General features: G+C 66.7%; 15 protein-coding genes. 7 read left to right on the top strand and 8 right to left on the bottom strand.

Annotation, left to right across the window (positions count from 1 at the left end; all coding sequences use genetic code 11):
• Positions 1-61: 61 nt before the first annotated feature.
• On the top strand, positions 62-304 hold the full coding sequence (locus M9978_RS03050; RefSeq protein WP_254291388.1) for a type II toxin-antitoxin system ParD family antitoxin: 243 nt from the start codon (positions 62-64) through the stop codon (positions 302-304).
• Positions 304-636, top strand: coding sequence for a type II toxin-antitoxin system RelE/ParE family toxin (locus tag M9978_RS03045; protein ID WP_254291387.1), 333 nt, complete (start codon positions 304-306; stop codon positions 634-636). The genes M9978_RS03050 and M9978_RS03045 overlap by 1 nt, the downstream gene beginning before the upstream one ends.
• A 39-nt stretch (positions 637-675) precedes the next feature.
• Here M9978_RS03045 and sdhA read toward each other — a convergent pair whose 3' ends face one another.
• From sdhA to sdhC, 3 genes are read right to left on the bottom strand one after another with little or no spacing between them, the layout of a single operon-like run.
• Entirely contained in the window at positions 676-2,478 is a 1,803-nt protein-coding gene (gene sdhA, locus M9978_RS03040; protein ID WP_254291386.1) for a succinate dehydrogenase flavoprotein subunit, read from the bottom strand.
• A complete protein-coding gene (sdhD, locus tag M9978_RS03035) occupies positions 2,478-2,864 on the bottom strand; it encodes a succinate dehydrogenase, hydrophobic membrane anchor protein (RefSeq protein WP_254291385.1) in 387 nt (128 codons plus the stop codon). Before sdhD ends, sdhA begins: the two co-directional genes overlap by 1 nt.
• Entirely contained in the window at positions 2,864-3,328 is a 465-nt protein-coding gene (sdhC, locus tag M9978_RS03030; RefSeq protein ID WP_254291384.1) for a succinate dehydrogenase, cytochrome b556 subunit, read from the bottom strand. Before sdhC ends, sdhD begins: the two co-directional genes overlap by 1 nt.
• Positions 3,329-3,524: 196 nt before the next feature.
• Between sdhC and M9978_RS03025 the strand changes: the two genes are divergently transcribed.
• Genes M9978_RS03025 through M9978_RS03005 form a run of 5 tightly spaced genes read left to right on the top strand, consistent with a single transcriptional unit; the run spans position 3,525 to position 8,825 of the window.
• Complete coding sequence (locus M9978_RS03025) at positions 3,525-4,868, top strand: methyl-accepting chemotaxis protein (RefSeq protein ID WP_254291801.1); 1,344 nt, start codon at positions 3,525-3,527, stop codon at positions 4,866-4,868.
• A 10-nt stretch (positions 4,869-4,878) separates the two neighbouring features.
• The gene (locus tag M9978_RS03020; protein WP_254291383.1) at positions 4,879-6,252 is read left to right on the top strand and encodes a methyl-accepting chemotaxis protein; all 1,374 of its coding nucleotides are present in this window, start codon (positions 4,879-4,881) and stop codon (positions 6,250-6,252) included.
• A 41-nt stretch (positions 6,253-6,293) separates the two neighbouring features.
• Positions 6,294-6,995, top strand: coding sequence for an SDR family NAD(P)-dependent oxidoreductase (locus M9978_RS03015; RefSeq protein WP_254291382.1), 702 nt, complete (start codon positions 6,294-6,296; stop codon positions 6,993-6,995).
• Positions 6,985-7,854 (top strand): subclass B3 metallo-beta-lactamase, encoded by an 870-nt coding sequence (bla, locus tag M9978_RS03010; RefSeq protein ID WP_254291381.1) that lies wholly within the window; start codon positions 6,985-6,987, stop codon positions 7,852-7,854. Before M9978_RS03015 ends, bla begins: the two co-directional genes overlap by 11 nt.
• Positions 7,851-8,825, top strand: coding sequence for a 50S ribosomal protein L11 methyltransferase (locus M9978_RS03005; RefSeq protein ID WP_254291380.1), 975 nt, complete (start codon positions 7,851-7,853; stop codon positions 8,823-8,825). Before bla ends, M9978_RS03005 begins: the two co-directional genes overlap by 4 nt.
• Positions 8,826-8,843: 18 nt before the next feature.
• Here the strand turns inward: M9978_RS03005 and M9978_RS03000 are convergent, their stop codons facing one another.
• Genes M9978_RS03000 through M9978_RS02980 form a run of 5 tightly spaced genes read right to left on the bottom strand, consistent with a single transcriptional unit; the run spans position 8,844 to position 13,246 of the window.
• A complete protein-coding gene (locus M9978_RS03000; protein WP_254291379.1) occupies positions 8,844-9,572 on the bottom strand; it encodes a metallophosphoesterase family protein in 729 nt (242 codons plus the stop codon).
• Positions 9,569-10,402: a diacylglycerol/lipid kinase family protein gene (locus M9978_RS02995; protein ID WP_254291378.1), complete on the bottom strand. Its 834-nt coding sequence runs from the start codon at positions 10,400-10,402 to the stop codon at positions 9,569-9,571. The genes M9978_RS03000 and M9978_RS02995 overlap by 4 nt, the downstream gene beginning before the upstream one ends.
• A 31-nt stretch (positions 10,403-10,433) precedes the next feature.
• Positions 10,434-11,204 (bottom strand): phosphoadenylyl-sulfate reductase, encoded by a 771-nt coding sequence (locus M9978_RS02990; RefSeq protein WP_254291377.1) that lies wholly within the window; start codon positions 11,202-11,204, stop codon positions 10,434-10,436.
• Positions 11,197-11,622: a DUF934 domain-containing protein gene (locus tag M9978_RS02985; protein ID WP_254291376.1), complete on the bottom strand. Its 426-nt coding sequence runs from the start codon at positions 11,620-11,622 to the stop codon at positions 11,197-11,199. The genes M9978_RS02990 and M9978_RS02985 overlap by 8 nt, the downstream gene beginning before the upstream one ends.
• Positions 11,615-13,246 (bottom strand): nitrite/sulfite reductase, encoded by a 1,632-nt coding sequence (locus tag M9978_RS02980; protein ID WP_254291375.1) that lies wholly within the window; start codon positions 13,244-13,246, stop codon positions 11,615-11,617. The genes M9978_RS02985 and M9978_RS02980 overlap by 8 nt, the downstream gene beginning before the upstream one ends.
• Position 13,247 lies beyond the last annotated feature (1 nt).

The raw sequence follows: 13,247 nt of genomic DNA, 5'->3' as shown, positions 1-13,247 counted from the left end.
GCGCCCATAGTGGATGCGTCAAGGCTGGCGGATGCTACCAGGATTTGGTACTGTAGGCGGCATGGTTGCGAAGAACACCTCGGTCGCGCTCGGCGATCATTTCACCGCCTTTGCGCAAGAGCAGATCGCCTCGGGCCGTTACGGTACGGTGAGTGAGGTGCTGCGCGCGGGATTGCGGCTGCTCGAGGACGAGGAGCGCAAGTTGGAAGCGCTTCGAACGGCTATTCGCGAAGGTGATGAGAGCGGGCCAGCCGCACCCTTCGATGTGCGCGCGTGGATCGCTGAACAGTTTCCCGAGGCTTGATGCTCAACCTCGAGATTCGACCGAAGGCGCGGGCTGATCTGCGCGATATTGTAGCTTACTCCGCGATACAGTGGGGCCGCGCGGCAGCAAAGCGTTATGTTGATGCGATCGCTGACAAATTCGAGCAGATTCGGTCGACAGCTTTCGCCGGCAGCGATCAAAGTCAGCTCTCGGCGGGTCTGCACAGGTGGCGTAGCGGGTCACACCACATTTATTATCGGGTGACCGACGAGGCCATTCTGATCGTGCGCGTGCTGCACGAGCGAATGGACGTTACGCGCGTTCAAATGACGCTACAAAGTCCGGTCAGCGGTTACCGGCCGGAAGCTTGAGCCATCGACCGGCCGCGCGACGGCGGCCGGCAACCCGCCTCAATACACCCGCTTCTTCGGCTTGATGTACTCGATCTCGTCGGTGAGCGTGTAGTCGTGCACCGGTCGGTAGTCGATCTTGACCGCGCCGCCCTTGCCGCCCCAGCCGTCGAAGGTCGCGACGGTGTGCTTCATCCAGTTGGCGTCGTCGCGGTCCGGATAGGTTTCGTGCATGTGTGCGCCGCGCGATTCCTTGCGGTTCTCGGCGCCCTTGATCGTCACCACGGCCTGGCCGATCAGATTGTCGAGCTCCATCGTCTCGACCAGATCGGTATTCCAGATCAGCGAGCGGTCGGTGACGCCGACATCCTGGAAGCCCTGATAGATCGAGTCCATCTTGGTCGCGCCTTCCGCCAGCAGCGCGCTGTCGCGGAACACCGCGCAATGGCGCTGCATCGTGCGCTGCATCTCGGCGCGGATCTTCGCGGTGGGCGTGCCGCCCTTGGCGTTGCGGAAGTGATCGAGCCGGCCCAGCGCATAATCCTCCGAGCCCTTGGGCAGCGGATTGTGCGGCGTGCCGGGCTTGAGCGTCTCCTTGAGGCGCAGGCCGGTGGCGCGGCCGAACACGACGAGGTCGATCAGCGAGTTGGAGCCGAGGCGGTTCGCGCCATGCACCGACACGCACGCCGCCTCGCCGACCGCGAACAGGCCGGGGACGATCGAATCCGGGTTGCCGTCGCGGTTCTGGACGACTTCGCCATGATAGTTGGTCGGGATGCCGCCCATATTATAGTGGACCGTCGGCGTGACCGGCAGCGGCTGGCGCGTGAGATCGACGCCGGCGAAGATCTTGCCGGTCTCGGTGATGCCGGGCAGGCGCTCGGCCAGCACCTTGGGGTCGATATGGTCGAGGTGGAGGTAGATATACTCGCCGTCCTTGCCGACGCCGCGGCCCTCGCGCATTTCCATCGCCATCGAGCGGGCGACGACGTCGCGCGACGCGAGGTCCTTCGCCGAGGGGGCATAGCGCTCCATGAAGCGCTCGCCCTCGGAGTTGGTGAGGTAACCGCCTTCACCGCGCGCGCCCTCGGTAATCAGCACGCCCGCGCCATAGATACCGGTCGGGTGGAACTGGACGAACTCCATGTCCTGCAGCGCGATGCCCGCGCGCAGCGCCATGCCGTTGCCATCGCCGGTGCAGGTGTGCGCCGAGGTCGCCGACTGATAGACGCGGCCGCCGCCGCCGGTGGCGAGCACGACCGAATGGCTGCGGAAGCGGTGGATGCTGCCATCCTCCATGCACAGCGCGATCACGCCGCGGCACGCGCCATTCTCCATGATCAGGTCGAGCGCGAAATATTCGATGTAGAAGTCGGCATCATACTTCAGGCTCTGTTGATAGAGCGCGTGGAGCATGGCGTGGCCGGTGCGGTCGGCGGCGGCGCAGGTGCGCTGCACCGGGGGGCCTTCGCCCATATTCTGCATATGGCCGCCGAACGGGCGCTGGTAGATCGTGCCATTGTCGTTGCGGCTGAACGGCACGCCGGCATGTTCCAGCTCGATCACCGCCGCGGGCGCTTCGCGCACCATATATTCGATCGCATCCTGATCGCCGAGCCAGTCCGATCCCTTGACGGTGTCGAACATGTGCCAGGTCCAGTGGTCCGGCGAGTTGTTACCGAGCGAAGCGGCAATGCCGCCCTGCGCCGCGACGGTGTGCGAACGCGTCGGAAACACCTTGGTGATGCAGGCGGTCTTCAGGCCCGCCTCGGCGCAACCCATGGTGGCGCGCAGGCCCGAGCCGCCGGCGCCCACGACCACGGCGTCATAGGTGTGGTCGATGATCTTGTATGCGGCGGACATCAGGCAGCGGCTCCGGTGAAGGCGACCTTGAGGATCGAGAAGATCGCGAACGTGCCCGCCGCGATGGTGAAATAGTTGAGCAGGCTCATCAGCACGATGCGCGTTTCGTCATGCTGATAATCCTCGATCACCACCTGCAGGCCGAGACGGAAGTGATTGAACACGCTGATCACGAGCAGGATCATCGGCACCGCGGCCCAGGGCGATGACAGCCAGGACTGGACGACGCCGTAGCTCAGCTCGGGCAGGCGCACGAGGCTGACGATCAGCCACAGCATCAGCAGCAGGTTCGAGCCCGCGGTCAGCCGCTGGGTGACCCAGTGATGCGCGCCCTCATGCGCCGCGCCGAGGCCGCGAACGCGGCCGATGTGGGTTCCGTTGCCCATTATTTCGTCTCCACCGCGATCGGCGCGTTGCCGGCAGGCGCGGCCTTCAGCTGGTCATAGGTGATATAGCCCCACAGCGCCGCGGTGAGCAGCACCGAGACGACCACGGTCAGCACCGCGAAGCTCTTGTTCGCCTTGAGCTCGAACGCCGCGCCCGCATCCATCACGAAGTGGCGGATGCCGGTCATCATGTGCTGGAAGAAGCTGAGCGTCAGGCCGATGCCGAGGATATAGCCCGCGATGTTGGGCGCGCCGCTCTTGACCGTCAGCAGGTCCATGAACCGTGCATAGTCGCGCTCGCCCGCCGCCAGCGCGCCGAGCCACCACAGGAAGACGATCACGCCGACCGTCGCCATGCCGCTGCCGGTGACGCGATGGAGGATCGAGACCGTCATGTGCGGTCCCCATTTCCACACCTGAAGGTGCGGCGAGAGCGGTCGATTGATGTTGCGAGCCTTGGCCAAGGCGGGTCCCCTGATATTTTGCGGGCCTAATGAGACAGAGCGGCCAGCGATGCAAGTCAGAGTGTCGCGAATGGGCCGTGGCTAACTGCCTCTTAACACCTGACCCCTTAGCGTGGCCGCCAGACGGACCGCGCGTAACTGCGGTGCGCCGCAACGGGGGACTCATTTCGTGAAGACTGCGCCGACGCCCAAGGACATGCCCGCAACGGGCGCGATGACCGCGCGGATCGACATCGCCGCGCGGCTGCGCATCTTCGACGTCGATGGCTCGCTCGACCGGTTGAGCCGTGATGTGTGGACCTTGCTCGAGCCCGAAATTCGCGAGATTTCCGAGGCTTACTGGAACCAGTGGGTGCGCTGCTTTGCCGATCAGCGCGACTGGGCGACCGACGACACGCAGAAGATGATCGATGTCGGCGTGGTGTTCCTGCGCAACCGTTTTCTCGACACGCGCGGGCGCGCCTGGGTTGAATCGATCGAGCGTTCGGTCGCTGCGGCCTATGCCGCCGATGTCGAGCCGATGGCGCTGCTGTCGATGATCAACGCCAGCGACCGCGCTGCGCTCGATGTGCTGATCCGCCGGGTCGAGGCGGGCGAGACGCGGCTGCCGGCGCTGATCGACACGCTGATGCGGCTGTCGGCGCTGGAGACGGACATCACCGTCGAGCTCTACAACCTCTATCGCGATCACAGCGCGCAGGCGGCGCGAGACCGGCTGGCGGGGCAGTTCCGCGAGTCGATCGGCAGCTCGGTCGAGCAGGTTTCGAGCGAAGGCGAGGCGCTGCGCGCGCAGGCCGCGCATACTTCGGCGGCGGCACGCGGGATGCTCGGCAAGACCAGCGAAGTCGCGGCGGCGGCGGAACAGTCGGCAGTAGCGATGCGCGAGGCGGCACACACCGCGGCGGGCCTGATCCGGGCGATCGAGGATGCGCGCACCGAGGTCGAGGCGGCGGCGGGGATCGCCACGCGCGCCTCCGCCCAGGCGAGCGAAGCGGTGTCGATGAGCGAGATGCTGTCCGACCACGCCAAGTCGATCGAATCGATCCTCGGGCTGATTCGCGACATTGCCGGGCAGACCAATTTGCTCGCACTGAACGCGACGATCGAGGCGGCGCGCGCGGGCGATGCCGGGCGCGGCTTTGCGGTTGTGGCGCAGGAGGTGAAGAGCCTCGCCAACCAGACCGCGCGCGCGACCGACGACATCGCGTCGAAGATCGCCGCGATCCAGTCGGCGACCAAGGGCACCGTCGATACCAACGCCTCGATCCGCGACACGGTGCTCGAAGTCCAGGCCAGCGCGGACCGCATCCGCACCGCGATGGAAATTCAGGCGCAGACGGTGACGGCGATCACCGCGGCGGTCGACGAGACTGCGCTCGCCGCGGATTCGATGTCGGCGACGATCGGCGCGATCCGCGAGGATACCGAAACGGTGGCGAGCGAGATCGACCGCGTCGGCCACGGCTTCGCCGCGCTCGACGGGCAGCTCGGCACATTGAAGAACAGCGCGGGCGAGTTCGTCGCAAAAGTCGCTGCCTGAGGGAGAGAACATGGCTGAACGGGCCAAGGATGTCGGTCAGTGGAGCGTCAACGACCGCCCGCTGAGCGAGCGGATCCGCGACTATGACTGGGACGGTGCGATCGCGCCCGGCTGCGCCGAGATTTCGACGCTGCTCGACGGTGAATTCGATCAGATCTCGAAGGCGTTCTGGGATCATTATCTCAGCCTGCCGACGACCGCGCATGTCCGCGGCTATTTCACGGGCGACCGCATGCGTGACCAGTTGCGCGCGAGCGCGGGCTATATGGCGGCCAAGTTCCTGCGCCCGCTCGACGATGGCTGGCTCAGGATGGCGGCGAAACATGCCGACGACGCGCACCGCTCGCGCATTCCGCTGTCGGCGCTGCTCGCCGGCTTCGCGCACGCGCATTCGGTGACCTATCGCATCCTGAAGGACAAGCTGCAGAGCGATGTCGAGCGGCTGGCGCGGCTCGGCGATGTCGCGCAGCGCATGTCGATGCTCGAATCGGACTTCATGGCCTCGCAGCTCGGTGCGCGTGACGCTGAGCTGGCGCAGGCTGGCCGCGTGGAAAGGCTCGCGCGTTTCCGTGGAGAGATCGCGGTGACGATTGAAGCGGCGAGCGCACGCGGCGCGCGGGTGCGCCAGCAGGCGCAGGGCGTCGCCGGGTCGGCGCGCGGGATGCTGGGCAAGACGAGCGAAGTTGCGGCGGCGGCCGAGCAATCCGCCGTGGCGATGCGCGAGGCGGCACATACCGCGGCCGGACTGATCCGCGCGATCGAGGATGCGCGCACGCAAGTCGAATCCGCGGCCGCGATCGCGACGCGCGCATCGGGTCAGGCCAGCGATGCGGTGACGATCAGCGAGATGCTGTCCGATCACGCCAAGTCGATCGAATCGATCCTCGGGCTGATCCGCGACATTGCCGGGCAAACCAATTTGCTCGCGCTCAATGCGACGATCGAAGCGGCGCGTGCCGGCGATGCCGGCCGCGGCTTTGCGGTGGTGGCGCAGGAAGTGAAGAGCCTCGCCAACCAGACCGCGCGCGCGACCGACGACATCGCCTCGAAGATCGCGATGATCCAGTCGGCCACGCGCGAAACGGTGACGACCAACGCTTCTATTCGCGACACGGTGACCGAGGTGCAGGCCAATGCCGAGCGGATTCGCACGGCGATGGAGGTGCAGGCGCAGACGGTGACGGCGATCACCGCGGCGGTCGACGAGACCGCGCTGGCAGCGGATTCGATGTCGGCGACGATCGGTGCGATCCGTGAGGACACCAAGACGGTGGCCGAGGAAATGGACACGCTCGAGCGCGAATTCGGCGAGATCGACGAGCAGCTCACCCAGCTCAACGCGACCGCCACGGAATTTTCGGCCTCGGCCGCGTCGGCGCGATAGGATTCTCGACTTCCCGCTATCCGCACGGGTAGAGGGTCGGGATGACAACGAACATCCTCGTGACCGGCAGCAGCCGGGGTATCGGCGCCGCGATCCTCAAGGCGCTCGAACGCCCCGGCGTGCGCGCCGTGGGGCAGGGAACGCGTAGCGGAATTCCCGCCGATTTCACCGATCCGGCTGCGCCACGCGCGCTGTGGGATGCCGCGCTCGATGCGCTCGACGGGCGGATCGACGTGCTGGTCAACAATGCCGGGGTGTTCGAAGCCGCGCCGATCGAGCTCGACGATGACGATTGGCTCGATGCGTGGGAGCGCACGATGCGGATCAACCTGACCGCCGCGGCGCAGCTCTCGCGCCTCGCCGTGAGGCATTGGCAGGCGCGCGGCAGCGGCGGGCGGCTCGTCAACATCGCCAGCCGCGCGGCCTATCGCGGCGATTCGCCCGCGCACTGGCATTATGCCGCGTCCAAGGCAGGTATGGTCGGCATGACCAAGAGCATCGCGCGCGGCTATGCCAAGGAGGGCATCTTCGCCTTCACCATCTGCCCGGGTTTCACGATGACCGGCATGGCGGAGGAGTATCTGTCGAGCCGCGGCGGCGACAAATTGCTCGCCGACATTCCGCTCGGTCGTGTCGCCGGTCCGGACGAAGTGGCGACGATGGCGCGCTTCTGCGCGCTGGAGGCGCCGCCGTCGATGACCGGCGCGGTGCTCGACGTGAACGGGGCGAGCTATGTTCGCTGAAGCGGCGGCGGCGCTGCTCGCGCTGTTCGTCCCCGCGACACCCGCCGATACCGGCCAGCGCGCGCTCGCACAGGCGTGCCAGGGCAAGGATGGCTGGAGCGACCCCGCGCCGCCCGCTCGCATCCATGACCGCACCTATTATGTCGGCACCTGCGGCATCACCGTGCTGCTGATCGCGACGCCGAGCGGGCATGTGCTGATCGACGGCGCGACCGAAAAGGCGGCGCCGGGCATCCTTGCCAATATCCGCAAGCTCGGCTTCAAGCCGGAGGATGTGAAGCTGATCCTCAGCACGCATGAGCATGACGATCATGTCGGCGGGCTCGCGGCGCTGAAGGCTACGACCGGGGCGACGGTGGTTGCGCGGGCACCGGCCCGGGCCGCGCTCGAATCCGGGCGCGTCGATGCCGATGATCCGCAGGCGGCGATCGCGTCGCGCTTCCCCGGCGTGAAGGTCGATCGAATCGTCGCCGATGGCGAGGTGGTGCGCGTCGGCAAGCACAGCTTCACCGCCCATGCGACGCCGGGCCACACCACGGGTGGCACCAGCTGGAGCTGGCGGTCGTGCGAAGGCGGCAAATGCCTGGCGCTGGTGTTTGCGGACAGCCTGAATGCGGTATCCGCGGACAGTTACCGCTTCAGCGCCCATCCGCCGCGTGTCGCGATGTTTCGGGCGAGCTTCGCCAAGGTCGCGGCGCTCGATTGCGGACTGCTGATTACCGGGCATCCCGGCGGGAGCGGCCTGTTCGAGCGGTTCGCGGGCAAGCGGAAACTGGTCGATGGCAGCGCTTGTAGGGCCTATGCGGCAGGGGCGGCGAAACGGCTCGACGATCGACTGGCAAGCGAGGCGAAGCGATGAGCTGGAAACTGACGCTGCCGTGCACCCGCGCCGAGGCCGAAGCGATCGACTTCGAGGGCACGGAGCTGCTGTCGCTCGATCCCTCGCCGGTGCTGCTGACCAGCGAGACGATTCCCGACGATCCTGCCGCGTGGCAGCTCGAAGCCTATTTCGAGACCAAGCCGGGCAAGGCGGAGACCGCCGCGATCCGCACATTGGTGCCGAGCGCGGGCAAGGCCAGGCCCAAGGTCGAGCAACTGCCCGACGAGGATTGGGTGACGCTTAGCCAGTCGGGGATCGAGCCAGTCCATGCCGGGCGCTTTTACGTCCACACCAGCGGTAATCGCGGCCATGTGCCTGCCGGGGTGAAGACGCTGCAGATCGAGGCGGGGCGGGCGTTCGGCACCGGCACGCACGAAACCACCAGCGGCTGCCTGCTGACGCTCGACGCGATGCGCGCGCGCGGCGAAGTTGTGCGCAACCTGATCGACGTCGGCACCGGCACCGGGCTGCTGGCGTTCGCGGCGATGCATCTGTGGCCCACGGCTTATGCCACGGCGTCGGACATCGATCCGGTCGCGGTCGAGGTGACCGCAGAGAATGCCGCGATCAACGGCGTCGAGATCGGTGGCGGACCGGGCCAGCTCGCGCTGGCCGCTGCGCCGGGGCTGGAGCATGAACTGCTGATCGGCCGTGCGCCCTATGATTTGATCATCGCCAATGTGCTGGCCGGGCCATTGATCGACCTTGCGCCCAGCCTCAGCGCGGCGCTGGCCGAGGGCGGGACGCTGATCGTCGCGGGGCTGCTGAACGCGCAGGCGGAGCGGGTGGCCAATGCGTATCGCCGGCATGGGCTGCGGCTGGCGGGCCGGACGCCGATGGGCGACTGGCCGACGCTGCGGCTGCGCAAACGGGCGCGCTATGGCTGGGGGCGGACGACGCGCCCGGGGCCGGATGGGAGCGGGTTGGCGCCGGGCTTCGGGAGCTGGTGAGTTCGATAAGCCCCTAGGTTACACCATCACCCGCACGACGGCTTCGAAATCGCGATCGGCCACCCGGATCTCGTTGAACGAAGGCCGGCTCTCGCGCACGCGTTCCGACAAGGTCCCGGCGCCGATCAGGCGGATCGTGCCGGCGGGCGTGCTGTGATCGATCTCGAACGGGTCGTGGACATGCCCGGTCAGCACCGCATGCGCGCCAGCCTTTACCAGCGCATTCAGCGTCTGCGGGCCGCGTCGCGTGCTGCCGCTGCTCCGCGTGCCCGCCTCGACCAGCGGATGGTGGCAGGCCACGAACACCAGATTCCCGGCCGGCACCGCCGCGACGGCGGCCAGCGCGTCATCCATCGCGCGGTTGCTGACATAGCCCTTCGACCAGTTGAGCCGCAGCTGGAAGCGCGCGGTGGTCTTGAGCGGAACGATCGACACGCCGCTGATGTCGAGCGGCCGCTCGATCATGCGTTCGAGCGCCTGATAGCGTTTGTAGGGCGTCACGAACCGCGCCCAGAGGTTGAAATAGGGCAGGTCGTGATTGCCGACCTCGACCGTGACCGGACGGCCTAGACCTTCCAGCCACTTCGCCGCCGCCTCGAATTCGTGCCGCCGCGCGCGCATCGTCAGGTCGCCGGTGACGATCACGGCGTGGGGCTGCTCGGCATGGACAAGCCCCGCGAACCAGTCGAGCGCGGCCTGATCCTCCGCGCCGAAATGCACATCGCTGACATGGAACAGGCGGATCATGCTTCCTCCGCTTTGGTGGCGATGAAGACGGGCCGGGTGGTGCCGCCGGTGATCTCGGCATCGGGCGCGAGTGTCTCCGGTTCGCCATCGAACAGCGCCAGGACCGGCTTGCGAGCGGCGAGCCGGACGCGATCGGTGTGGCGATAGGTCACGGCGCGGGCGTCGATCCAGTCGCCGGTGAGCCAGTCCCAGCCGAGTTGCGCGATACTGCGCAGGTCGCGCGCATCGACTGCGGCGACTTCGAGCCGCTGTTCCGCCGGGTGGACGAACACCGCCTGATAGCGCCGCGTCATGCCCGGCACACCGCTCACCCGCAGTCCCTTGCCGAAGGTCCGCGTCCATGCCTTTCCGATCAGTTCGACGACGCGCCGCGGCTGGCCGTCGCGCGCCGCTTCGCGCGCGCGGCCCCAATGCGCGGCAGGGCCGACGATCAGTCCGGCAAAGGCGCGGTGCGGGCCGGCTTCGGCGAAGGGCAGAGGGACGCGGCGGCCATGTTCATGCGCGGCGTGGATGATCTCGGCCGGGTCGAGGCTGTGGTGCAGCGCTTTGGCCAGCAGGTTCATCGTGCCGCCGGGCAGGATCAGGAAGCCGCCGTTCCAGTCGGCGAGCTTGCACAGGGTGGCATTGATCGTGCCGTCGCCGGCGAACAGCACGATCGTGTCCGCGTTCGCCGCCGCCAACTCAACCTCCGATGGAATGTCTTCGTTGGGAAAGTCGGTTCGGCCGGCGAGCGTCAGCCCGCGTTCCTCGAACACCGCTTCCAATGCCTCGCACTTCCCGGCGCTCGCCGAGCCCGAGGCGCGATTGGTGATGAACCAGACCCGCTCCATGTCCGCGCCAACGCACGAGCACGGCGGACGTTCAGAACACCGGCAGGTTGGGGTCGTTGTCGTCGACCGGCGTGTGGATGCCGCACTCGGTCTTGTCCCAGCCGGCCCAGCGGCCCGAGCGCGGGTCTTCGCCCGGCTTGACCTTGCTGGTGCAGGGCGCGCAGCCGATCGAGAGATAGCCTTCCGCCACCAGCGGGTGCGGTGGCAGGTCGTGCTCGACGAAATAGGCGTCGAGATCGGCCTTGGTCCAGTCGGCGAGCGGGTTGACCTTGAGCTTGCCGGCCTTGTCTACCTCGAAGCGCGGCAGGGCGTTGCGGGTCGAGGCCTGGAACGCCTTGCGCCCGGTGATGCTCGCGTCGAATCCGGCCATCGCCTTTTCGAGCGGGATCACCTTGCGGATCTCGCAGCAGCCATCGGGGTCGTAGGACCAGCGCAGACCGGTCTCGTCCTTTTTGGCGATGACGTCGGCCTCGGGCTCGACGATACGCAGATTCTTGAGGCCGAGCCGCTGAACCAGCGTGTCGCGATAGGCGACGGTCTCGGGGAAATGCTTGCCGGTGTCGAGGAAGACCACCGGGACATTAGGATCGACCGAGGCGACCAGATGCAGCAGCACCGCCGATTCCGCACCGAACGACGAGACGATCGCGACATCGCCGACCATCTGCTCGGCCAGCACGGTGCGCAGCATCTCAGTGGTCGATACGCCGCGGAACAAATTGTTGAGGCGCAGCGCGTCCCGCTCCGTGAAAGCGGGGGCGACGTCGATGCGGTCGATGTTGCGGTCGGCCACGTCAGCCATGCCGCTTCTTCCAGACGGGGACGTAAGCGTCCGCCGCGGTCTGATAGACATGGTCGTAGCGCGCCAGCGACGCGGTCAGCACCGCCTCGTCCACCTCGGCTTCGGGCGCGAAGCTGTCGAAGCCGCAGCGGCGCATCAGCGGGATCTGATCGACCAGCACGTCGCCCTGCGCACGCAGTTCACCGGTATAGCCGGCCTCGCGCAGAATCCGCGCCGAGGAATAGCCACGACCGTCGCGGAACTTGGGGAAGCTGACTTCCACCAGCGACAGCCGGCCGAGATGCGGCAGCAACGCGCGCGCGTCCTCGCCGCTCTCGATACGGACGGCGGTGGCGTTGGACTGGCCGAGGAACGAGTCGAGCGTCACCGCGGGCTCGTCATGCGGCTCGTCGTCACGATAGCGCAGGAGCTCAACCATAGATCGCCTCCTTGAACGGCGCCATGCCGATGCGGCGATAGGTGTCGAGGAAGCGCTCGCCCTCGCCGCGCTGCGCGAGATAGACGTCGGTCGCCTTCTCGATCGCGTCGACGATGCCGTCCTCGCTGAAGCCGGGGCCGGTGATCTGGCCGAGCGACGTATCTTCCGCGCCCGATCCGCCGAGCAGCAGCTGGTAATTTTCGGTGCCCTTCCGGTCGACGCCGAGGATGCCGATGTGACCGGCATGGTGGTGGCCACAGGCGTTGATGCAGCCGCTGATCTTGAGCTTCAATTCGCCAAGCTCGCGCTGCCGCCCGAGATCGGCGAAACGAGTCGCGATCTTCTGCGCGACCGGGATCGAGCGGGCGTTGGCAAGGCTGCAATAATCGAGGCCGGGGCAGGCGATGATGTCGCTGATCAGGTCGAGATTGGCTTCCGCCAGGCCCGCTTCGGTCAGCTGCTGCCAGATCGTGTAAAGATCGGCCTTTTTCACATGCGGCAGCACGATGTTCTGCGCATGCGTCACGCGCAGCTCGTCGAAGCCGTATTGCTCGGCGATGTCCGCCATCAGGTCGATCTGCGCCGACGATGCGTCACCGGGGATGCCCCCGGCGGGCTTCAGGCTGATGTTGACGATGGCGTAGCCCGGTTGCTTGTGCGCGACCGTGTTCTGGTCGAGCCAAACCGCGAAATCGGGGTCGCTGCGGTCGATCTCGTCCGACAGGCCGGTCTCGAACGCCGGATCGGCGAAATGGGCGGCGATGCGGTCGAACTCGGCCTTGGGCGGATCGATGCCGAGCTTCTTGACCTCGACGAACTCGTCCTCGACCTGCGCGCGGTAGGAGTCCGCGCCGATCTCGTGGACCAGGATCTTGATCCGCGCCTTGTAGATATTGTCGCGGCGGCCGTAGCGATTGTAGACGCGCAGGCACGCCTCGAGATAGCTCAGCAGGTCCTCGATCGGGACGAAGCCCTTGATCTCGGGCGCGATCATCGGGGTGCGGCCCATGCCGCCGCCGACGAACACCTTTGCCCCCAAAACACCGTCCTGCTCGACGATCTGGATGCCGATATCGTGCAGCCGCATCGCCGCACGATCCTCGTCCGCGGCGATCACCGCGATCTTGAACTTGCGCGGGAGATAGCTGAATTCGGGGTGGAAGGTACTCCACTGGCGCAGCAGCTCAGCCCAGGGGCGCGGATCGGTCAGTTCGTCCGCCGCGGCGCCGGCATATTGGTCGCTGCTGATGTTGCGGATGCAGTTGCCCGAGGTCTGGATCGCATGCATTTCGACGCTCGCCAGATCGGCGAGGATGTCGGGCGCGTCCTCCAGCTTGATCCAGTTATACTGAATGTTCTGGCGCGTGGTGAAATGGCCGTAATCGCGGTCATATTTGCGCGCGATATGCGCGAGCATCCGCATCTGCCGGCTGTCGAGCGTGCCATAGGGGACCGCGACGCGCAGCATATAGGCGTGAAGCTGGAGATAGAGGCCGTTCATCAGCCGGAGCGGCTTGAACTGGTCCTCGGTGATCTGCCCGGCCAGGCGGCGCTGCACCTGGTCGCGGAATTCCTCGACGCGCGACGCGACGATCGAGTGGTCATATTCGTCGTACTTGTACATG

The organism is Sphingomonas tagetis (assembly GCF_024211275.1).
GTDB lineage: Bacteria > Pseudomonadota > Alphaproteobacteria > Sphingomonadales > Sphingomonadaceae > Sphingomonas > Sphingomonas tagetis.
This window is presented reverse-complemented; position numbering and strand designations above follow the sequence as displayed.

What these genes read in the sequence shown, in the direction of transcription:
- M9978_RS03050 (WP_254291388.1), top strand. Translation starts at nt 62, where the DNA reads ATGGTTGCGAAGAACACCTCGGTCGCGCTCGGCGATCATTTCACCGCC.
- M9978_RS03045 (WP_254291387.1), top strand. Translation starts at nt 304, where the DNA reads ATGCTCAACCTCGAGATTCGACCGAAGGCGCGGGCTGATCTGCGCGAT.
- sdhA (WP_254291386.1), bottom strand. Translation starts at nt 2,478, where the DNA reads ATGTCCGCCGCATACAAGATCATCGACCACACCTATGACGCCGTGGTC.
- sdhD (WP_254291385.1), bottom strand. Translation starts at nt 2,864, where the DNA reads ATGGGCAACGGAACCCACATCGGCCGCGTTCGCGGCCTCGGCGCGGCG.
- M9978_RS03025 (WP_254291801.1), top strand. Translation starts at nt 3,525, where the DNA reads ATGCCCGCAACGGGCGCGATGACCGCGCGGATCGACATCGCCGCGCGG.
- M9978_RS03020 (WP_254291383.1), top strand. Translation starts at nt 4,879, where the DNA reads ATGGCTGAACGGGCCAAGGATGTCGGTCAGTGGAGCGTCAACGACCGC.
- M9978_RS03015 (WP_254291382.1), top strand. Translation starts at nt 6,294, where the DNA reads ATGACAACGAACATCCTCGTGACCGGCAGCAGCCGGGGTATCGGCGCC.
- bla (WP_254291381.1), top strand. Translation starts at nt 6,985, where the DNA reads ATGTTCGCTGAAGCGGCGGCGGCGCTGCTCGCGCTGTTCGTCCCCGCG.
- M9978_RS03005 (WP_254291380.1), top strand. Translation starts at nt 7,851, where the DNA reads ATGAGCTGGAAACTGACGCTGCCGTGCACCCGCGCCGAGGCCGAAGCG.
- M9978_RS03000 (WP_254291379.1), bottom strand. Translation starts at nt 9,572, where the DNA reads ATGATCCGCCTGTTCCATGTCAGCGATGTGCATTTCGGCGCGGAGGAT.
- M9978_RS02995 (WP_254291378.1), bottom strand. Translation starts at nt 10,402, where the DNA reads ATGGAGCGGGTCTGGTTCATCACCAATCGCGCCTCGGGCTCGGCGAGC.
- M9978_RS02990 (WP_254291377.1), bottom strand. Translation starts at nt 11,204, where the DNA reads ATGGCTGACGTGGCCGACCGCAACATCGACCGCATCGACGTCGCCCCC.
- M9978_RS02985 (WP_254291376.1), bottom strand. Translation starts at nt 11,622, where the DNA reads ATGGTTGAGCTCCTGCGCTATCGTGACGACGAGCCGCATGACGAGCCC.
- M9978_RS02980 (WP_254291375.1), bottom strand. Translation starts at nt 13,246, where the DNA reads ATGTACAAGTACGACGAATATGACCACTCGATCGTCGCGTCGCGCGTC.